This window comes from Streptomyces sp. NBC_01446 (assembly GCF_026340095.1).
In the GTDB taxonomy this organism is placed as follows: Bacteria; Actinomycetota; Actinomycetes; order Streptomycetales; family Streptomycetaceae; genus Streptomyces; species Streptomyces aureus.
The window spans coordinates 5,748,740-5,766,344 of record NZ_JAPEPO010000001.1 but is presented as its reverse complement, the minus strand read 5'-3'; the positions used below and the strand labels follow the sequence as shown (position 1 = coordinate 5,766,344).

Below are 17,605 nucleotides of genomic sequence, written 5' to 3'. Positions count from 1 at the left end.
CCCCGTCGGCGGGCTGCTGCCGTTCCGCCGCCCATCCGTACTGCCCGTGCCGCCCCGTACCGCCCGTCTGTGGCCGTTCTGTAGGTGCCGTACAAGGGGCTGTCGGCCGCCTGTCGGTGGATTGTCGGTGGCACCTGGCACCTTGTACGTCATGACGCGAATCGACAAGAAGCCCCCGCACAGTGGTGACGGCGGCCGCACGGCCTCCGTCACCGTGCGGGGCCTGGTCAAGCACTACGGCGAGACCAAGGCGCTGGACGGCGTGGACCTGGACGTGCACGAAGGCACGGTCATGGGTGTGCTCGGTCCGAACGGCGCGGGCAAGACCACCCTCGTCCGCTGCCTGTCCACCCTCATCACCCCCGACTCGGGCACTGCGTTCGTCGCCGGGTACGACGTGGCGAAGCAGCCCCGGCAGCTGCGCCGCGTGATAGGCCTCACCGGCCAGTACGCCGCGGTCGACGAGAAGCTCTCCGGCCGCGAGAACCTGTACATGATCGGCCGCCTCCTCGACCTGTCCCGCAAGGAGTCCCGCTCCCGCGCCGACGCGCTCCTGGAGCGGTTCTCCCTCACCGACGCCGCCACGCGCCCGGCGAAGACGTACTCCGGCGGTATGCGCCGCAGGCTCGACCTCGCCGCGTCGATGATCGGCAGCCCGGCCGTCCTCTACCTGGACGAGCCGACGACCGGCCTCGACCCCCGCACGCGCAACGAGGTGTGGAGCGAGGTCAAGCGCATGGTCGGCGACGGCGTCACCGTGCTCCTCACCACCCAGTACATGGAGGAGGCCGAGCAGCTCGCCGACGAGCTGACGGTCATCGACCGCGGCAAGGTCATCGCGGGCGGCGCCATCGACGACCTCAAGGCGAAGGTCGGCGGCCGCACCCTGCGCATCCGCCCGGCCGACCCGCTGGAGCTGCGCCCGCTGGCCGCCGCCCTCGACGACATGGGCCTCACCGGGCTCGCCACGTCGACGGTGGACGCCGAGGCCGGCGCCGTCCTGGTCCCGATCCTCAGCGACGAGCAGCTCACCGCCGTGGTCGGCGCGGTCACCGCGCGCGGCATCACGATCGGCTCGATCGCCACCGAACTGCCCAGTCTGGACGAGGTGTTCCTGTCCATCACCGGCCAGAAGGCCAGTGCCCCGCAGGACGACACCCGCACCTCCGAGCTCGAAGGGGCCGCCGTATGAGCGCCGCCACGCTGACGCCTCCCCTGAATCTCGAGGCCGACTCGCGCATCTCCCTGCGCTCCCACATCCGTCACACCGGCGCGCTGGTCCGCCGCAATCTGCTGTGGATCCGCCAGGACCCCGAGTCGATGTTCGACGCGGTCCTGATGCCGATCGTCTTCACGCTCCTGTTCGTGTACGTCTTTGGCGGCTCCATCGGCCAGGCGCTCGGCGGCGGCCAGGACCAGTACGTGCAGTACGTGGTCCCGGGCATGATGGCGATGATGAGCATGAACATCGCCATGGCGGTGGGCACGGGGTTCAACCAGGACTTCCAGAACGGCATCATGGACCGTTTCCGGACCCTGCCGATCGGGCAGGGCTCGGTCCTCTTCGCCAAGATCGTGGTGGAGCTGATGCGGCTCCTCATCGCGACGACGATCATGATGATCGTCGGCATCCTGGTGGGCTTCGACATCACGAACTGGCCCGGCCTGTTCGCCGCCGTGGGCCTCACCGCCCTCTTCGGCACGTCCATCATGTGGATCTTCCTGGTCCTCGGCGTCGTGATGAAGAGCGCCCAGGCCGTGCAGGGCATGGGCTTCCTGGTCCTGATGCCGCTGCAGTTCGGTTCGTCGATCTTCGCGCCGACGCAGTCGATGCCGGGCTGGCTCCAGGCCTTCACCGACTACAACCCGCTCTCCTCGCTCGCGGACTCCGCGCGCGGCCTGATGGTGGGCGGCCCGGTCACGCACGACGTGTGGGTGACGGTGATCTGGTCCGCGGTCCTCACGCTCGTGATGGCCCCGATCGCGATCCACAAGTTCCGTACGAAGAACTGACGTTCAGTCGGATCAAAAGATCAACCGCGATCGCGTCCCAGCAGGGCGGCGGCCTCGTCGAGAGACAGGTCGCCGCCCTCGGCGTACGCGGCCTCGTACGCATGGTCGCCGATGACCTCACGGATCGCGGACTCGGCGGACGCGCGGGCGTCACGCTCCAGGTAGGACCGCACATGCCGGGACGGAAGCTGTCCGTCGGCGGCGCCCATGAGGCGGGCGGCGTCGCGCGCGTCGACCGTGTCGCCGCTCAGGTTCAGGGAGCGGGCGGCGGTGACCAGGTGCATGGCGGGCATGTGCGGGGCGATCACCAGGGACAGCGGGTCGGTCGACAGCTCCAGGGCCTCGGTGACGCCGGCGAGGGCCTCCTCCGCGAGGCCGTCCTCCGAGTCGAGCCAGGCGTTCATCCCGACGATGAAGCCCCGGAAGACGACGAAGTTCATCGCCTTGAACTCGTCCTGGAGCAGCCGCAGTTGCTCACGCGCCTCGGCGACTCGGCCAGTGGCGCCGTACCGCCCGGACAGGAACATGCGGGCGGCGGGCCAGGCCTCGTTCGCATGACGCTTGCCGGGGTCGAGGATGCCGAGCAGCAGCTGCTCGCCGCGTTCGCCGTCACCGTCCTCGATGAGGGCCTGCCCGAGCCGCGCGTTCAGGATCGCCACCTGCGCCTGCGCGCCGAGGCGTTCGGCGCCCTCGATGGCGGCCGTGTAGTCCTCGGCCGCCGCGGCGTACGCGCCGCTGCGCTCATGGGCCTCGCCGCGCGCGGACAGCGCCTCGGCGACGCCCCACCGGTCGCCGAGCCGGGTGAACAGTTCGAGGGCCTCGTCCGCGTCCCGGACGGCGTCGCCCGCCCAGTCGCTGCGGTTGGCGAGGATGTTGGCCCGCAGCTGGAGCGTGAGGGCGAGCTCCCAGGTGTAGCCGAGTTCGCGGCAGGTCCGCACGGTGACGTCGGCGAGGTTCCACAGCGCCTCCATGTCGCCGCTCATCATCACCGCGTAGAACCAGAGGTTGCCCGGCGAGCGGCAGGTCTGCGGGAGGCCCGGACTGTACGCCTGGGCGATGGCGCGCAGCTTCGCGCCGCCCTCCTCCGTCTGCCAGGTCTCCATCTCCATGTCCATGTAGGCGAGGCGGAGCAGATGCACCCCGCGCCGCGCCTCCACTAGGAGTTCGGGGCCGAGCGGCGGCGGGACGTCGGTGCAGCGCTCGTGGAGCGGGGGCGCGGGGGCGGCGGGCGGGGTGAACGGGTCGGGGCCGAGCCCGGTGGCCTCCCGCGACCAGTTGCGGGCGTCGAGGCGCAGGTCGCGCATCTGCCAGAACCAGGCCAGCGAGAGCACCAGGGAGAGCGTCTCCTGCTCGTCCCGGGCGGCGACGGCGTGCCGCAGGGCGGTGCGCAGGTTCTCGTATTCGCGTTCCAGGCGGGCGATGGCGGCGAGCTGGCCGTGGCCGCGCAGCTGCGGGTCGGTGGTGCGGGCCAGTTCGCGGTAGTACGTGAGGTGGGCGCGCTCGGCGCCGGCCCGGTCACCGGCCTCGTCCAGGCGGTCGCCGGCGTATTCGGCGACGGTCTCCAGGAGCCGGTAGCGCATGGCGCCGGCCTGGTCGCGGGTGTCGTCCGCGGCGTGCGCGTCGTCCGCCTCGCCTTCCCTCTCAGGCTCGTCGCCGCCCCAAGGGGCCGCCACGACAAGGGACTTGTCCACGAGTGAGCCGATCGCGTCGAGGGCGCCGGGGCCGCACACCGCCTCTGCGGCCGCGAGGTCGCAGCCGCCGCTGAAGACCGACAGCCGGCCCAGGACGGTCCGCTCCTCCTCGCCGAGGAGGTCCCAGGACCAGTCGACGACGGCCCGCAGCGTCTGCTGGCGGGGCAGGACGGTGCGGGCACCCGAGGTGAGCAGGCGGAAGCGGTCGTCGAGGCGGTCGGCGATCTGGCGGGGCGTGAGCATCCGCAGCCGGGCGGCGGCGAGTTCGATGGCGAGGGGCAGTCCGTCGAGACGCCGGCAGATCTCTGCCGCGGCCCGCTCGTCGTCCCCGACCCGGAACCCGGGCCGCACGGCGGCGCCCCGCTCGCCGAACAGGCGCAGGGCGAACGGCTCCGGCAGCGGCTCCACCGGGTGCAGCAACTCGCCCGGTACGCCGAGGGGTTCGCGGCTCGTCGCGAGGACCGTCACGCCGGGGCACTGGCTGAGCAGCTGCTCGACGAGGTGGGCGGCGGCCTCGATCACGTGCTCGCAGTTGTCGAGGATCAGCAGCATGCGGCGGTGCGCGCAGTGCTCGGCCAGGCGTACGAGGGGGTCCTCGCCGTGCCGGTCGGACGCGGCCCGCAGTTCCTCGGCGCCGGCGCCGCGCAGCACGGTCTCGCGGGCCCCGAGCGCCGTGACGACGGCCTCCGGGACGGCGTCCGGGTCCTCGACGGGCGCGAGCTCGGCCAGCCACACGCCGTCCGGCAGATCCATGCCCTCGGCGGCCTCCTGGGACAGCCGGGTCTTCCCGGCGCCGCCGGGGCCGAGCAGCGTCACGAGCCGCACGCGTCCGAGGTCCTCACGGATGGCCCCGATGTCCCCGGTGCGCCCCACGAACGAGGTGAGCCGGGCGCGGAGGTTGCCGGTGGGGGCGGGTGCTCTCACGGGGGCGGACGGGCCGGGGACATGCGGGGAGGGGGCGGCGGGGTGCGGGGCGAGGAGGCCGGCGTGCAGGGCGCGCAGTTCCGGGCCAGGGTCGGTTCCCAGCCGCTCCGCGAGCTCGACGCGTACCCCCTCGTAGGCCGCGAGCGCCTCGGCGGTGCGGCCCGCGTCGCGCAGGGCGCGCAGCCGCAGCGCCTGGAGCGGCTCGTCGAGCGGATGCGCGTCGCACAGCGCGGTCAGTTCGGGCAGGGCGGTCTCGGCCCTGCCCAGCGCGAGTGACGCGGCGAGCCGGGTGCGCCGGGCGTCGAGGTGGAGGGCCTCCCAGCGGGCGGCGTCCGCCGAGCGGTCCGGCAGATCGGCCAGCGCGGGGCCGCGCCACAGGGCGAGCGCGTCGTCGAGCAAGGCCGCGGCCTTGCCCGGGTCTCCGTCGGCCAGCGCCCGTACCCCGTCCCTCACGAGCCGGTCGAAGCGGAACAGGTCGATGTCCTCGGAGGCGGCGGCCAGCCGGTAGCCGCCGTCGAGCGAGTGCACCGCGTCGGCGCCGATCGCCCTGCGCAGCCGGCCCACGAGCGCCTGGAGCGCGCCGGTCGCGTCGGCGGGCGGTTCGGCGCCCCACACCTCGTCGGCGAGCAGCTGCGGCGGGACGGTACGGCCGGGGCGCAGCGCGAGCACGGTCAGCAGGGCGCGCAGCCGCGCCCCGCCGACGGGGACGGCCGTGCCGTCGTCGCGGAGTGCCTGTGTGGAGCCGAGGATGCGGTAGCGCACTGGCCCATTGTCCCCAAACGGGCCGCCGGACCGCGCCCGGGTTTCGGCGGGAGGGCGATCCGGGGCGTGGAGCATGGGTCTCGGCGGCCGGCAGACACCCGTCAGGGCGGGGCAGTGGGCACGTTTTCGCCGGTTTCGCGGAACCCGGGGCCTGCCCCAGCACGTTCCCCCCACACCGCACCACCGATACGGTCAGCCCGTCGACCCCGCACCGCACCAGGCCGCACGCACCCCGGGAGCCATCCTCCATGACCACCGCCGCCACCCGTCGCAGCGATCGCAGGATCAGCCCCGTCTTCCTCGGCATCGCCGCCGTCACCGCCGTCGCCGGCTGGGCCGTGTGGACGGACTTCGCCGCGCAGCCCGGCATCGCCGTCTTCCTATTCGTGACGGGCGCCTGGATCGTCTCGCTCTGTCTGCACGAGTACGCCCACGCGCGCACGGCCCTGCACAGCGGCGACATCTCCATCGGCGCGAAGGGTTATCTGACCCTGAACCCGCTCAAGTACACACACGCGCTGCTCAGCATCGTGCTGCCCGTCATCTTCGTGATCATGGGTGGGATCGGTCTGCCCGGCGGCGCCGTCTTCATCGAGCGGGGCCGGATCCGGGGCCGCTGGCGGCACAGCCTCATCTCGGCGGCGGGCCCGCTGACGAACGTCCTGTTCGCCGTCGTGTGCACGGCGCCGTTCTGGCTGGACGCGCTGAGCGGGGTGCCGGACACGTTCCGCTACGCGCTCGGCTTCCTCGCCCTGCTCCAGGTGACCGCGGCGATCCTGAACTTCCTGCCGGTCCCCGGCCTGGACGGCTACGGCGTCATCGAGCCCTGGCTGTCCCACAGCTTCCGGCGGCAGGTGGAGCCGTTCGCCCCGTTCGGGCTGCTCGCCGTCTTCGGCATCCTGTGGATCCCGGGGGTGAACGAGGTGTTCTTCGAGGCGATCCACGCGATTCTGCGCTCCCTCGGTGTCACCGAGTGGGACACCTACTGGGGGCAGGAGTTCTATCGCTTCTGGCAGGGGACCCCTGACATCCCCGTCGTCACGCAGTAGGCGCGACCGCCGCCTCCGCCTGCTTCTCCGCCTTGGCCCGGCGCACGTAGTACCAGGTCATGTTCGAGGTGAGGCCCGCGAGCAGCACCCAGACGATGCCGAGCAGACTGCCCTGCACGAAGGCGACCACGGCGGCGACCACCGAGAGGACGCAGACGACTAGGGCGTACAGAGCGAGGCGGGGCATGGGGGTCGGCTCCTGTCGGACGGAGAGGTCGTACGCCGACCAGTGTCCCCCATGCCCCTTCCGCTGCTGCACGTCGGCTCCGCGTCCGGCCGTACCGCGGTGGCCGCGCTCTACACGTCGGTGATCCGCAGCCCCGCGTGGGCCTTGTAGCGGCGGTTCACCGAGATCAGGTTCGCGACCAGCGACTCCACCTGGTGCGCGTTGCGCAGCCGGCCCGCGAAGACTCCCCGCATACCCGGAATGCGGCCCGCCAGCGCCTGGACGATCTCCGTGTCCGCCCGCTCCTCGCCCAGCACCATCACGTCCGTGTCGATCTCGTCGATCGCCTCGTCCTGGAGGAGCACGGCCGACAGGTGGTGGAACGCCGCCGTCACCCTCGAATCCGGCAGCAGCGCCGCGGCCTGCTCCGCCGCGCTCCCCTCCTCCGGCTTCAGCGCGTACGCGCCCTTCTTGTCGAAGCCCAGCGGGTTGACGCAGTCGACCACGAGCTTGCCCGCGAGGTCCTCGCGCAGCGATTCCAGCGTCTTGCCGTGGCCCTCCCACGGCACCGCCACGATCACGATGTCGCTGCGGCGCGCACACTCCGCGTTGTCCGCGCCCTCGACGCCCAGGCCCAGCTCGCCCGCCGCCGCCTCGGCGCGCTCCGCCGCGCGGGATCCGATGATCACCTTCTGGCCCGCCCGGGCCAGCCGGTACGCGAGCCCGCGGCCCTGGTCGCCCGTGCCGCCCAGCACGCCGACCACCAGGCCAGATACGTCGGGGAGGTCCCAGGGGTCCTTCGCGGGCGCCTTCTGCACACTGTCGGTAGAGGTCATACCGTGACCTTACTCAGACGTACGGGCCAGTAGCGCGGCGACCGGGATCCGTCTGAACGTGATCGTCTCGTACGCGCCGAAGTCTCCCGTCTCGTAGAGGAGTCCGACCGTCGAGGCATCGATCCGTACGAGGTCGCAGTACGCGGCGGGCAGGCCGTCCACCGTGTGGGCCACTCGCCAGGTGACGCCCTCGTCCTCGCTCGCCCGCACGCTCATCAGTGCCCTGGACCCGGGGTCCGCCGGGCCGGCGAACAGCAGCGCCTCCCCCAGCCTCAGCAGGCTCCCCTCCACCACCGGGCCCACGAGGCCAGCCTGCGGCCGGAACGCCCCGACCAGGCTCTCGCCGCCGTCCTCCGATGTCGCGTCCGCCCTCGTGCCCGGCGCCGGCGAGTCGTTGCGGGCGTTGAAGTACAGCCGCCCGTCGGGCAGTTCGGCCGCCGTCGTCTCGTTCACGTTCACACAGCCGTCCGGGTGGTCGTCCACGTAGCCGAGCCGCCAGGTCCTTCCCCTGTCGTCGCTCAGCAGGCAGTGGCCTCCGTCGTACTTTCCCTCCGTGCCGGTGTCGTCTCCGGCGGGCGGGAGCGAGTGGTTGGCCGGCACCACCACGCGTCCGCTCCGTGTCTGGATCGCGTGGCCCGGGCCCGTGGCGTACCAGCGCCAGGACCTGTCTTTCGCCTGCGCCGTGATCTCCCTGGGTGCGGGCCAGGTCAGCCCCTCGTCGTCGCTGTGCTGCACCCAGATCCGGCGCCCGTCCTCGGGCTCCACCTCGCCTCGTCTGATCGCCGCTTCCGTGGCCTGCGCCGCGTTCCGTACGTGGACGATCAGGACCCGTCCCGTGTCCAGGACCACCGGCGCCGGGTTTCCCGCCAGGTCGTCGCCGTTCGCCGCCACCACCTGGAGCGGGTCCCAGCTGCGGCCGCCGTCCATGGATCTCTTCAGGACCACGTCGATGTTCCCGTAGTCCCGACTCGACCCCACTCGTCCCTCGCAGAACGCGAGCAGCACGCCGGAGTGTGTCGTGACAGCCGCGGGGATCCGGAAACTCGCGTATCCCTCGCGCCCCGCGCGGAAGGGAACAGACGTCTCAGTCAGCACCCTCCATCCCTCCCCGCCCAGAGGGAATTCCCGGTGAACTCGGCCTGACGAGTGGACTGTTGCGGCAGTATGCGCAGGCATGGACGCCGTACGGGTCGCACTGCTGCGGGAAGTACTCGCCGGAACCGAGTGGCTGGGCGCCGCGCGCCGCTTCGCCGGCGCGCTGCGGAGCTCCGTCGTGCCGCATGGGGGTGGGCTGCTCCTCGTCGGCACGCCCGAGTACGAGCCGTGGCATCTCGCGGCGCATCTTGTGGACGAGGCCGCTTGGACCGGCATGCCCGAGCTGTCGCCCACGCTCGTGCGGCACCGGGCCGGTGTGGGGGATCCGGCCCATCTTGCGGTGGGGCTCGGGCGCATCGAGGCGGCCCGGCGGGGCGAGACCCTGCTCGTCGTGGCGCCTGGGGCGCCCGGTGAGGACTTGCTGGAGCGGGTGCATGACGCTCGGCGGGCCGGGGCCACGGTTCTGACGATCGACTCGGGTGACCGTGATCTGCATGCCATGGCTCATGAGGCGCTCACGCCCGGTCCTGATCTCGACCTCGATACGGCGCAGCATCTGGTCAGCGCGGCGGCCGGTGAGAATCCCGTCGGGGGGACGGCCCGGGGGCCTCGTCGGCGCTTCCGCGATCGGCTGTCCCGTCTGGCGGATCATCTGACCTCACCGCCGCCTGCGGGGTGGTAGGGGGCTCGCTCGAAGGGTGGGCGGGGGTGGGTGTGCGTTCTTGGGTGCGGGTTGTCGGTGGCCGTTGTGTTGTCGGGTGCGGGGCCGCGGGGGCATGTACGTGCTCGCTGTTCTACGGGTGCACGTCAGCTGGCTGATCACCTGTACGTGGTGCTGGTGGCTCCGCGCGCACATGCCCCCACGTCCCCTCCCGTCTCGTCGGCGGCCACCTGCCCGGCGGGACTCCGTGCCCCCACGGCTTGTCTCGTCGGCGGCTCAGCCGCCGGTGGGACTGCGTGCCCCCACGGCATGTCTCGTCGGCGGCTCAGCCGCCGGTGGGGCGCCCGGTGCGGTCAGAGGGTGGCCTCAGGTCTTGTCGTCCTCGTCCTTGGCCGTGGCGTCGTGCCACTTGGGGTCGGTCTCCCATTCGAGGTTTCGTTCACGCGCCGTCTCCATCGCGTGCTCCGCCTCGGCGCGCGTCGCGTACGGGCCGAAACGGTCCTTGTTGGGGCACTCGGGCCCCTCCTCGACCTTCTGGTGCTCCAGGCAGTAGTACCACTCGCCGGGCTTCCCGACGGTCCGCTTCTTGAACAGGGCCATCTGCGGCTCCTCTCGCCATGACCATGGTCCCCCACGGCCGCTCGATACACTCGCTGGCATGTCTGGCCAGTCGCTGCTCGTACCAGGGGAGCTCTCTCCCACTCGTTCCGTACCCGGAAACATCCGGCGTCCCGAGTACGTGGGCAAGCCCGCGCCGACGCCGTACAAGGGGCCGGAGATCCAGACCCCGGAGACGGTCGAGGCCATGCGCCTCGCCGGCCGGATCGCCGCGCGGGCCATGGAGGAGGCCGCCAAGGCCATCGCGCCCGGTGTGACCACGGACGAGCTCGACCGCATCGCGCACGACTACATGTGCGACCACGGCGCGTACCCCTCGACCCTCGGCTACCGCAACTTCCCGAAGTCGCTGTGCACCTCCGTCAACGAGGTCATCTGTCACGGGATCCCCGACTCGACCGTCCTCAAGGACGGCGACATCGTCAACCTCGATGTCACCGCGTATATCGGCGGCGTCCACGGCGACAACAACGCGACCTATCTGGTCGGTGATGTCGACGAGGAGTCCCGGCTTCTCGTCGAGCGGACCCGAGAGTCCCTCAAGCGCGCCATCAACGCCGTCCGGCCCGGCCGTCAGATCAACATCATCGGCCGCGTCATCGAGTCGTACGCCAAGCGCTTCGGCTACGGAGTCGTGCGGGACTTCACCGGGCACGGGATCAACTCGTCGTTCCACTCCGGCCTGATCATTCCGCACTACGACAGCCCGCACGCCACGACCGTCATCCAGCCCGGGATGACCTTCACCATCGAGCCCATGCTCACGCTCGGCACCCACGAGTACGACATGTGGGACGACGGGTGGACCGTTGTCACCAAGGACCGCAAGCGGACCGCCCAGTTCGAGCACACACTTGTTGTCACCGATTCCGGTGCGGACATCCTCACTCTGCCCTGACGAGGATTCGTCCACAGGCCCGTCCCTCTCATGAGGGGCGGGCCTTTTGTGTTGCCACGGCGAGCGATCGGGGTAGCGTTTTTACCGACAGGGCGTCGGGAACCTGGCAAGTTAGGCAAGCCTAAGTTCAGCGATCTGGAGGCCTCATGGGTACGCCGTTCTCCACCCTGATCCGCACCGCCTCTCACGAGCAGCACACAGAGGCCGAGAGCACCACGTTCATGAGCGACCTTCTCGGCGGAGCCCTCGGCGTCGACGCCTACGCCCGGTACACCGAGCAACTCTGGTTCGTCTACGGGGCCTTGGAGGAGGCGGCTGAGGGGCTGGAGGGGTCCGCCGTCGCCGGTCCGTTCATACAGGCCGAGCTGTTCCGGGTTCCCGCCATCGAGCGGGATCTGACCCATCTCCGGGGGGCCGGGTGGCGCGACGGCGTTTCCGCGCTGCCGGCCACGCAGGCCTACGCCTCCCGCGTCGCCGAGTGCGCCCGGGACTGGCCCGGGGGCTACGTCGCCCATCACTACACCCGGTACCTGGGGGATCTGTCCGGCGGCCAGATCATTCGCGCCAAGGCCGAGAAGAACTGGGGCTTCGCCCGCAAGGGTGATGGCGTGCGGTTCTACGTGTTCGACGGGGTTCCCAACCCTGCCGCCTTCAAGCGGAGTTATCGCGTTCTGCTCGACGGGGTTCGTGTCGATGAGCTCGAGAAGCTGCGCATCGTGGCCGAGTGCAAGCGGGCGTTCGCCCTCAACACCGCCGTCTTCAGGGCTCTTGGCGAGGAGTTCAGCAGCGCCGCCTGATCAGGTCAGGCGGACTCTGCCGCCTACTTCGATCAGGCCTTCCGGCTGGGGGGCCGTGAGGATTTGGGAGCCTTTGCCCTGTGTGATGTTCAGGGCTCTGCGCAGATGTGCCGTGAGCAGGAGTGCCGCCGCTCCCGTCGCCTCGTCCTCTTCGATTCCGTCGTTCCTGCCCGGGAACCCTCGGGCCCTCACCCTTCCTGCCGCCGCGTCCTCCCACGCCCAGGCGTAGATCCACTCGCCCGGCGGGGGGACTTGGAGTTCCTCCACCTCTGACGCCGAGCCGTACTCGCGCAGCGTCCGGGGCGGCGCCCACTCCGGTCGCGCCTCGATCCAGGTGAACTCGCCGTCCAGTCGCGTGCCCACCTCTCCGGCGGGCGTGACCAGTTCGGGTACATCCAGGAGCCAGGCGGTGCCGACGCAGGGATGTCCGGCGAAGGGCAGGCGCGTGGTCGGCGTGTAGATGTCGATGACGCCGCGCTCCGGGTCGTCCACGAACACCGTCTCGCTGAAGCCGAGCTTCGCCGCCAGGGCCTGCCGCTCGCCCTCGTCGGGGACGTCGCTTCCCTCCCGTACGACTCCGAGCTCATTGCCGTGGTCGCCATGGGGTCCGCAGAAGACTCGGAGCACGTCGTAGTCCGTCACCGGGACAGTCAATCATTCGGCGGGAGGTCGTGGGTTTTTGCCTTTCTTTTGCTAATTCTCGGGTCGCCCATGGGTCGCTTGTGTCCGGGGCGCGATCGGCGCTTTTTGTGAGAGCTGAATCACTGGACCCCCGGGTAGCACTGAGGTAAGCCTCGGTTAAGTTAGGTTCGCCTCACTCACTGTGCCTCACCGTCTTGGAGCCCGCATGCGAGCCGTCCGACTCACTGTTGTCACCGCCGCCGCCACCGCGGCGACCCTGGCCGCCGTCACGGGCTGCACCCAGAAGAGCGACGCCAAGGCCGGTGGCGACCGCGTCGTCGAGGTCACCGCCACGGACGACAAGTGCGATGTCTCCAAGACCGAGTTCCCGGCCGGCCATGTCGAGCTGTCCATAGAGAACAAGGGCTCCAAGGTCACCGAGGTCTACGTCCTGTTCCCGGACGACCGGATCGTCAGCGAGCGCGAGAACATCGGCCCCGGCACCAAGCAGAAGCTCACCGCCGAGGTGAAGGCCGGCTCGTACGAGATCGCCTGCAAGCCCGGCATGAAGGGCGACGGCATCCGGCAGAAGGTGACCGTCACCGGCGGCAAGGCCGTCAAGCGGGACGCCCGTCTGGACAAGGCCGTCGCCGCCTACCGGACGTACGCGCAGGAGCAGGCCGACGAGACGCTGCCCAAGGTCACGACGTTCACGGATGCCGTGCGCAAGGGCGACCTGAAGGCCGCGCAGGCCGCGTACGCCCCGTCCCGTATCGGCTGGGAGCGCACCGAGCCCGTCGCCGAGTCCTTCGGTGACATCGACCCGAAGGTCGACGTCCGCGCGGACGGCCTGGAGGAGGGGCAGGACCCGAAGACGGACTGGACCGGCTGGCACCGCCTGGAGAAGGCGCTGTGGCAGGACAAGAAGATCGGCTCGCGGGAGAAGGAGCTGGCGACGCAGCTCGACAAGGACCTCAAGGACTGGCAGACCCGCGTCGGCAAGGCGGACATCACGCCGACCTCCATGGCCAACGGCGCCAAGGAGCTCCTCGACGAGGTCGCCACCGGCAAGGTCACGGGCGAGGAGGAGCGCTACTCGCACACCGACCTCGTCGACTTCAAGGCCAACGTCGAGGGTGCCGAGAAGGCGTACGACCTGCTCAAGCCCGTCGCCGCGGAGAACGACGCCGCGCTGACGAAGGAGCTCGACAAGCAGTTCGGCGCCCTGGACTCGCTGCTCGACAAGTACCGCAAGGACAAGACCTCCTACGAGTTCACCTCCTACGACAAGGTCGGCAAGGCGGACCGCAAGGAGCTCTCGGACGCGGTGAACGCGCTCGCGGAGCCGCTGTCCAAGCTCGCCGCCGCGGTCGTCAAGTAGCCCTCCGGGTACTCAGGTAAGGGGTCAGGAATGACGGACACCACCACCGATGTCTCGGTCGGGTCGGACAACTCCCGTACGCCGTCGCGTCGTTCGCTGCTCGCGGTGGGCGGTGCCGGGCTCGCGCTCGGTGCCGCCGCCGCGGGGGGCGCCGTCGCCGTGACGCGGACCGGCGACGATCCGCAGCCGGTCGCCGACTCGGGCGGCGCCGTGCCGTTCCACGGCGCGCACCAGGCCGGAATCGCCACCGCCGTGCAGGATCGTCTGCACTTCGCGTCGTTCGACGTGAAGACCGACGACCGCGACGAGTTCGTGCAGCTCCTGAAGGACTGGACGAAGGCCGCGTCCCGCATGACGGAGGGGCACGCGGTCGGCGAGGGAGCGTACGGCGGGCTGCCCGAGGCGCCGCCGGACGACACCGGCGAGGCGCTCGGCCTCAAGCCGAACCGGCTCACGCTCACCATCGGCTTCGGCCCGTCCCTGTTCGAGAAGTTCGGGCTTGCGGACCGGCGGCCGGAGGCTCTCGTCGACCTGCCCAAGTTTCCCGGCGACAATCTCGACAAGGCCCGCAGTGACGGCGACCTGTGCATCCAGGCCTGCGCGGACGATCCGCAGATCGCCGTGCACGCCATCCGCAACCTCGCCAGGATCGGCTTCGGCAAGGTCGCCATCCGCTGGTCCCAGCTCGGCTTCGGCAAGACGTCGTCGACGACTCCGGACGCGCAGACCCCGCGCAATCTGATGGGCTTCAAGGACGGCACCCGCAACATCGCCGGCACCGAGACGGCCCGCCTGGACCAGCACGTGTGGGTCGGCGCCAAGGACACGGACGCCAACTCGGCCTGGATGAGCGGGGGTTCGTACCTCGTCGCGCGGCGCATCCGGATGAACATCGAGACGTGGGACCGTACGTCGCTCCAGGAGCAGGAGGACGTCTTCGGCCGCGACAAGGGCGAGGGCGCCCCAGTCGGCAAGGCCAAGGAGCGCGACGAGCCGTTCCTGAAGGCGATGAAGCCGGACGCGCACGTGCGGCTCGCGCACCCCGACTCCAACGCGGGGGCGACCATCCTGCGCCGCGGCTACTCCTTCACCGACGGCACGGACGGCCTCGGCCGTCTGGAGGCCGGCCTGTTCTTCCTGGCCTACCAGAAGGACGTGCGCGAGGGGTTCATCCGGGTGCAGCGCAACCTGTCGCGCAGCGACGCGCTCAACGAGTACATCCAGCACGTGGGTTCGGCCGTCTTCGCCGTCCCGCCGGGCGTCCGGGACTCCGGCGACTGGTGGGGCCGGGCGCTGTTCTCCAAGGAGGCATGAGGTCACGATGTTCGGCAACTATCTGATCGGTCTGCGCGAGGGACTCGAGGCCAGCCTCGTCGTCTGCATCCTCATCGCGTATCTGGTGAAGACGGACCGGCGTGACGCGCTGCGTCCCATCTGGATCGGCATCGCCATCGCCGTCGCCGTGGCGCTCGGCTTCGGTTTCGCGCTGACCTTCGGCTCGCAGGAGCTGACGTTCGAGGCGCAGGAGGCGCTCGGCGGTTCGCTGTCGATCGTCGCCGTGGGCCTGGTGACGTGGATGGTCTTCTGGATGCGGCGCACGGCGCGGCATCTGAAGTCGGAGCTGCACGGCAAGCTGGACGCGGCGCTCCAGATGGGTACGGCCGCGCTGGTCGCGACCGCGTTCCTGGCGGTGGGCCGCGAGGGTCTTGAGACCGCCCTGTTCGTATGGGCGTCGGTGCGCGCGTCGAACGACGGCACGCACGGTCCGCTGATCGGTGTTCTGCTGGGTCTGCTGACGGCGGTCGTCCTCGGCTGGCTGTTCTACCGGGGCGCCCTGCGGATCAACCTGGCGAAGTTCTTCACGTGGACCGGCGGCATGCTGGTGATCGTGGCGGCGGGCGTCCTCGCGTACGGCGTGCACGACCTTCAGGAGGCGCAGTTCCTGGGGGGTCTGTCCAGCAAGGCGTTCGACATCAGCGGGACGATTCCGCCGGACAGCTGGTACGGCACGCTCCTCAAGGGCGTGTTCAACTTCCAGCCCGATCCGACGGTCCTCCAAGTCGTCGTCTGGCTGCTGTACTTGATCACGACGCTCGCGGTGTTCCTCGCGCCCGCCGGTTTCCTGTCCCGGAAGCCGAAGTCCGAGGCGCAGTCCCCTCGTGAGTCCGCCAAAGCCTGATCCGGACGCTCGCGCCGCTCCCCTCCCCGATAGGGTTCGGGCCCGGGAAGGGGAAGGTGAAGAGAACCGATGAGCAAGCTCCTCCGCAGGCCTCGTGGTCTCAGGAAGCCGGTTACGGCGGTGGCCCTCGCGACCGCCGTGGCGGTGACGGCGAGCGGGTGTGTGACGGTGCACGGGGAGCGGGAGGTCCTCCCGGCGGCCACGAAGGCCGAGGCCGCCCGCGCCCTGAAGGATTTCACCACCGCGTACAACAAGGCCGACAAGGCGTACGACGGGTCGCTCGACGAGGACCATGTGACGGGCGCGCTCGGCGCGATCGACGCCGCCAAGCTGAAGGCCGGTCACACCAATCACCCCGACGGCAACACCAACCACTCGGATCTGGAGCTGTCGGACGCCGAGTTCACCATCCCCAAGAAGGCGGGCTGGCCCCGCTGGTTCGTCGCGAACACGAAGGCCAACCGGGGCGGCGACTTCCGGTGGATGCTGGTCTTCACCCGCGACGATGTGAACCGGCCCTGGCAGGTGGCGTATCTGACGCTCATGTCGCCCGGTGACGTCCCCGAGTTCAAGAAGGACAAGGACGGCTGGGCGCAGCCCGTGACGGCGGACGCCGCGGGGCTCGCGGTGGCGCCGCAGGACATGAGCCGCAAGTACGCGACGTATCTGAAGGACGGCGGGGACGGTTTCGCGCCGGGCCGGCACACGTCACAGTGGCGGACCACGCGGGAGAAGAACGCGAGCCGTCCGGGTCTCGCCCGGCAGTATGTCGACGAGCCGATGACGTCGGGCGACTACGCGCCGTTGGGTCTGCGGACCGCGGACGGCGGGGCGATGGTGTTCTTCGCGACGCACCACTACGAGAAGCAGACGGCGTCCAAGGGCCTGAGCATCACGGTCGACAACGAGAACGTGACGGCCCTGATGACCGGCGACGTCAAGCAGTCGCTGACGCTGGAGCGCGTCTCGAACCAGGTCGCCGTCGACCCGGCCAAGGGCGGCGACGTCGAGATACTGACGCGGCTCGAGGGTCTGACGGGCGCGAAGGGCAGCTAGCCCTGGGGGCTCTCCGCGAGCTCCGGCCCTCGCCCGTCAGCCGCGCGAGGGCCAGGCTGCCGTGAAGTCCTTCTCCTCGCCCACGTAGCGTGCGCAGGCGTCCGTGAGGGCTTCGAGCAGGGTGAGCGGGTCCGGCAGCGGGTGTTCGAGGCCGCGCAGCCAGTCGACGGTCAGGTCACCGGGGAGCCGGGCGGGCGGCACGGGGACGTACGAGCCGCGGCAGTGCCAGCGCAGGCCGGGGTGCTCGTCCATCGTCTCGGGGTGGCAGTCCAGCTCGCAGGGCCACCACTCGTCCTCGTCCTCGGGGGTGCCGCGGGTGGCGGTGAAGAAAAGCATGCGGTCGCCGCCCGACTCGGCGACGGGGCCGACGTCGATGCCCGCCGCGAGGAGGCGTTCGAGGGCTTCGCGGCCCGCCTCCAGGGGGACGTCAAGGACGTCGTGGACCATGCCGGTCGCGGTGATGAAGTTGGCCTGCGGCTGGTGCCTGGCCCAGCGCTCGATCTGGCCGCGGTCCGTCGTGGACTGCGTCTGCCAGGCGAACGAGACGGGGTGCCTGCCGGGTGTGGGACAGCCGATGCGGCTGCACGAACACCGGTAGTCGGTGGGGTACGCGGCGGGTGCGAGCGGCAGTCCCGCGTCGGCCGCGGCCAGGAGCAGCGCCTCGCGGCCGTCATCGCCCTCGGTCTCCTTCGGGCGCCTGGCGCGCAGCCACTGGGAGATCCTGCCCTGTCCGCCGGACCGGCGGCCGTACTCCGCGCCCATCAATCCCCTCACCTCGCCGTAGTACCGAGAAGCATGTCCCATGGTCGCACCATCCTGCGCCGCGGGTGGCCACAGTCCACATCCGGGGTACCCGGG

Annotated in this window: 17 protein-coding genes; 10 read left to right on the top strand and 7 right to left on the bottom strand. The window is 70.7% G+C overall.

Annotation, left to right across the window (positions count from 1 at the left end; all coding sequences use genetic code 11):
* Positions 1 to 151: 151 nt before the first annotated feature.
* Both OG456_RS25835 and OG456_RS25830 read left to right on the top strand, forming a co-directional pair.
* Positions 152 to 1,192 (top strand): ATP-binding cassette domain-containing protein, encoded by a 1,041-nt coding sequence (locus OG456_RS25835; protein ID WP_266564917.1) that lies wholly within the window; start codon positions 152 to 154, stop codon positions 1,190 to 1,192.
* On the top strand, positions 1,189 to 2,013 hold the full coding sequence (locus OG456_RS25830) for an ABC transporter permease (RefSeq protein WP_266564915.1): 825 nt from the start codon (positions 1,189 to 1,191) through the stop codon (positions 2,011 to 2,013). Before OG456_RS25835 ends, OG456_RS25830 begins: the two co-directional genes overlap by 4 nt.
* A gap of 20 nt (positions 2,014 to 2,033) precedes the next feature.
* Here the strand turns inward: OG456_RS25830 and OG456_RS25825 are convergent, their stop codons facing one another.
* Positions 2,034 to 5,390: a BTAD domain-containing putative transcriptional regulator gene (locus tag OG456_RS25825; RefSeq protein ID WP_266564913.1), complete on the bottom strand. Its 3,357-nt coding sequence runs from the start codon at positions 5,388 to 5,390 to the stop codon at positions 2,034 to 2,036.
* A 248-nt stretch (positions 5,391 to 5,638) separates the two neighbouring features.
* On the opposite strand from OG456_RS25825, the gene OG456_RS25820 reads away from it, so the two are divergent.
* Positions 5,639 to 6,439, top strand: coding sequence for a site-2 protease family protein (locus OG456_RS25820; RefSeq protein WP_266564911.1), 801 nt, complete (start codon positions 5,639 to 5,641; stop codon positions 6,437 to 6,439).
* Here the strand turns inward: OG456_RS25820 and OG456_RS25815 are convergent.
* The 3 genes from OG456_RS25815 to OG456_RS25805 form a co-directional block, all read right to left on the bottom strand.
* Positions 6,429 to 6,626, bottom strand: coding sequence for a hypothetical protein (locus tag OG456_RS25815; protein ID WP_266564909.1), 198 nt, complete (start codon positions 6,624 to 6,626; stop codon positions 6,429 to 6,431). The genes OG456_RS25820 and OG456_RS25815 overlap by 11 nt on opposite strands.
* Positions 6,627 to 6,736: 110 nt before the next feature.
* A complete protein-coding gene (gene npdG, locus OG456_RS25810) occupies positions 6,737 to 7,441 on the bottom strand; it encodes an NADPH-dependent F420 reductase (protein ID WP_266564907.1) in 705 nt (234 codons plus the stop codon).
* Between the two features lie 9 nt (positions 7,442 to 7,450).
* A complete protein-coding gene (locus OG456_RS25805; protein WP_266569431.1) occupies positions 7,451 to 8,533 on the bottom strand; it encodes an exo-alpha-sialidase in 1,083 nt (360 codons plus the stop codon).
* An 82-nt stretch (positions 8,534 to 8,615) separates the two neighbouring features.
* Here OG456_RS25805 and OG456_RS25800 point away from each other — a divergent pair, with 82 nt between their 5' ends.
* Entirely contained in the window at positions 8,616 to 9,218 is a 603-nt protein-coding gene (locus OG456_RS25800) for a hypothetical protein (RefSeq protein WP_266564905.1), read from the top strand.
* Between the two features lie 345 nt (positions 9,219 to 9,563).
* Here OG456_RS25800 and OG456_RS25795 read toward each other — a convergent pair whose 3' ends face one another.
* Positions 9,564 to 9,797, bottom strand: a complete 234-nt coding sequence (locus tag OG456_RS25795; protein ID WP_266564903.1) for a hypothetical protein — start codon at positions 9,795 to 9,797, stop codon at positions 9,564 to 9,566.
* Between the two features lie 58 nt (positions 9,798 to 9,855).
* Between OG456_RS25795 and map the strand changes: the two genes are divergently transcribed.
* Together map and OG456_RS25785 are read left to right on the top strand one after the other, a co-directional pair.
* Positions 9,856 to 10,713 carry a type I methionyl aminopeptidase gene (gene map, locus OG456_RS25790; protein ID WP_266564901.1) on the top strand — a complete coding sequence of 286 codons (858 nt, stop codon included), beginning with the start codon at positions 9,856 to 9,858 and terminating at the stop codon, positions 10,711 to 10,713.
* Between the two features lie 146 nt (positions 10,714 to 10,859).
* Positions 10,860 to 11,510: a heme oxygenase (biliverdin-producing) gene (locus OG456_RS25785; RefSeq protein WP_266564899.1), complete on the top strand. Its 651-nt coding sequence runs from the start codon at positions 10,860 to 10,862 to the stop codon at positions 11,508 to 11,510.
* Here OG456_RS25785 and OG456_RS25780 read toward each other — a convergent pair whose 3' ends face one another.
* Positions 11,511 to 12,152, bottom strand: coding sequence for a PhzF family phenazine biosynthesis protein (locus OG456_RS25780; protein ID WP_266564897.1), 642 nt, complete (start codon positions 12,150 to 12,152; stop codon positions 11,511 to 11,513).
* A gap of 205 nt (positions 12,153 to 12,357) precedes the next feature.
* On the opposite strand from OG456_RS25780, the gene efeO reads away from it, so the two are divergent.
* The 4 genes from efeO to OG456_RS25760 all read left to right on the top strand — a co-directional run bounded on the left by efeO (position 12,358) and on the right by OG456_RS25760 (position 16,747).
* Positions 12,358 to 13,512, top strand: coding sequence for an iron uptake system protein EfeO (efeO, locus tag OG456_RS25775; RefSeq protein ID WP_266564895.1), 1,155 nt, complete (start codon positions 12,358 to 12,360; stop codon positions 13,510 to 13,512).
* Positions 13,513 to 13,542: 30 nt separating this feature from the next.
* Positions 13,543 to 14,826, top strand: coding sequence for an iron uptake transporter deferrochelatase/peroxidase subunit (gene efeB / locus OG456_RS25770; RefSeq protein WP_266564894.1), 1,284 nt, complete (start codon positions 13,543 to 13,545; stop codon positions 14,824 to 14,826).
* A gap of 7 nt (positions 14,827 to 14,833) precedes the next feature.
* Entirely contained in the window at positions 14,834 to 15,691 is an 858-nt protein-coding gene (gene efeU, locus OG456_RS25765; RefSeq protein WP_266564892.1) for an iron uptake transporter permease EfeU, read from the top strand.
* Between the two features lie 69 nt (positions 15,692 to 15,760).
* Positions 15,761 to 16,747: a hypothetical protein gene (locus tag OG456_RS25760; protein ID WP_266564890.1), complete on the top strand. Its 987-nt coding sequence runs from the start codon at positions 15,761 to 15,763 to the stop codon at positions 16,745 to 16,747.
* Positions 16,748 to 16,783: 36 nt separating this feature from the next.
* On the opposite strand, the gene OG456_RS25755 is transcribed toward OG456_RS25760, so the two are convergent.
* Positions 16,784 to 17,509: a bifunctional DNA primase/polymerase gene (locus tag OG456_RS25755; protein WP_266569430.1), complete on the bottom strand. Its 726-nt coding sequence runs from the start codon at positions 17,507 to 17,509 to the stop codon at positions 16,784 to 16,786.
* Between the last annotated feature and the right edge of the window lie 96 nt (positions 17,510 to 17,605).

What these genes read in the sequence shown, in the direction of transcription:
- OG456_RS25835 (WP_266564917.1), top strand. Translation starts at nt 152, where the DNA reads ATGACGCGAATCGACAAGAAGCCCCCGCACAGTGGTGACGGCGGCCGC.
- OG456_RS25830 (WP_266564915.1), top strand. Translation starts at nt 1,189, where the DNA reads ATGAGCGCCGCCACGCTGACGCCTCCCCTGAATCTCGAGGCCGACTCG.
- OG456_RS25820 (WP_266564911.1), top strand. Translation starts at nt 5,639, where the DNA reads ATGACCACCGCCGCCACCCGTCGCAGCGATCGCAGGATCAGCCCCGTC.
- OG456_RS25815 (WP_266564909.1), bottom strand. Translation starts at nt 6,626, where the DNA reads ATGCCCCGCCTCGCTCTGTACGCCCTAGTCGTCTGCGTCCTCTCGGTG.
- npdG (WP_266564907.1), bottom strand. Translation starts at nt 7,441, where the DNA reads ATGACCTCTACCGACAGTGTGCAGAAGGCGCCCGCGAAGGACCCCTGG.
- OG456_RS25800 (WP_266564905.1), top strand. Translation starts at nt 8,616, where the DNA reads ATGGACGCCGTACGGGTCGCACTGCTGCGGGAAGTACTCGCCGGAACC.
- OG456_RS25795 (WP_266564903.1), bottom strand. Translation starts at nt 9,797, where the DNA reads ATGGCCCTGTTCAAGAAGCGGACCGTCGGGAAGCCCGGCGAGTGGTAC.
- map (WP_266564901.1), top strand. Translation starts at nt 9,856, where the DNA reads ATGTCTGGCCAGTCGCTGCTCGTACCAGGGGAGCTCTCTCCCACTCGT.
- OG456_RS25785 (WP_266564899.1), top strand. Translation starts at nt 10,860, where the DNA reads ATGGGTACGCCGTTCTCCACCCTGATCCGCACCGCCTCTCACGAGCAG.
- efeO (WP_266564895.1), top strand. Translation starts at nt 12,358, where the DNA reads ATGCGAGCCGTCCGACTCACTGTTGTCACCGCCGCCGCCACCGCGGCG.
- efeB (WP_266564894.1), top strand. Translation starts at nt 13,543, where the DNA reads ATGACGGACACCACCACCGATGTCTCGGTCGGGTCGGACAACTCCCGT.
- efeU (WP_266564892.1), top strand. Translation starts at nt 14,834, where the DNA reads ATGTTCGGCAACTATCTGATCGGTCTGCGCGAGGGACTCGAGGCCAGC.
- OG456_RS25760 (WP_266564890.1), top strand. Translation starts at nt 15,761, where the DNA reads ATGAGCAAGCTCCTCCGCAGGCCTCGTGGTCTCAGGAAGCCGGTTACG.
- OG456_RS25755 (WP_266569430.1), bottom strand. Translation starts at nt 17,509, where the DNA reads ATGGGCGCGGAGTACGGCCGCCGGTCCGGCGGACAGGGCAGGATCTCC.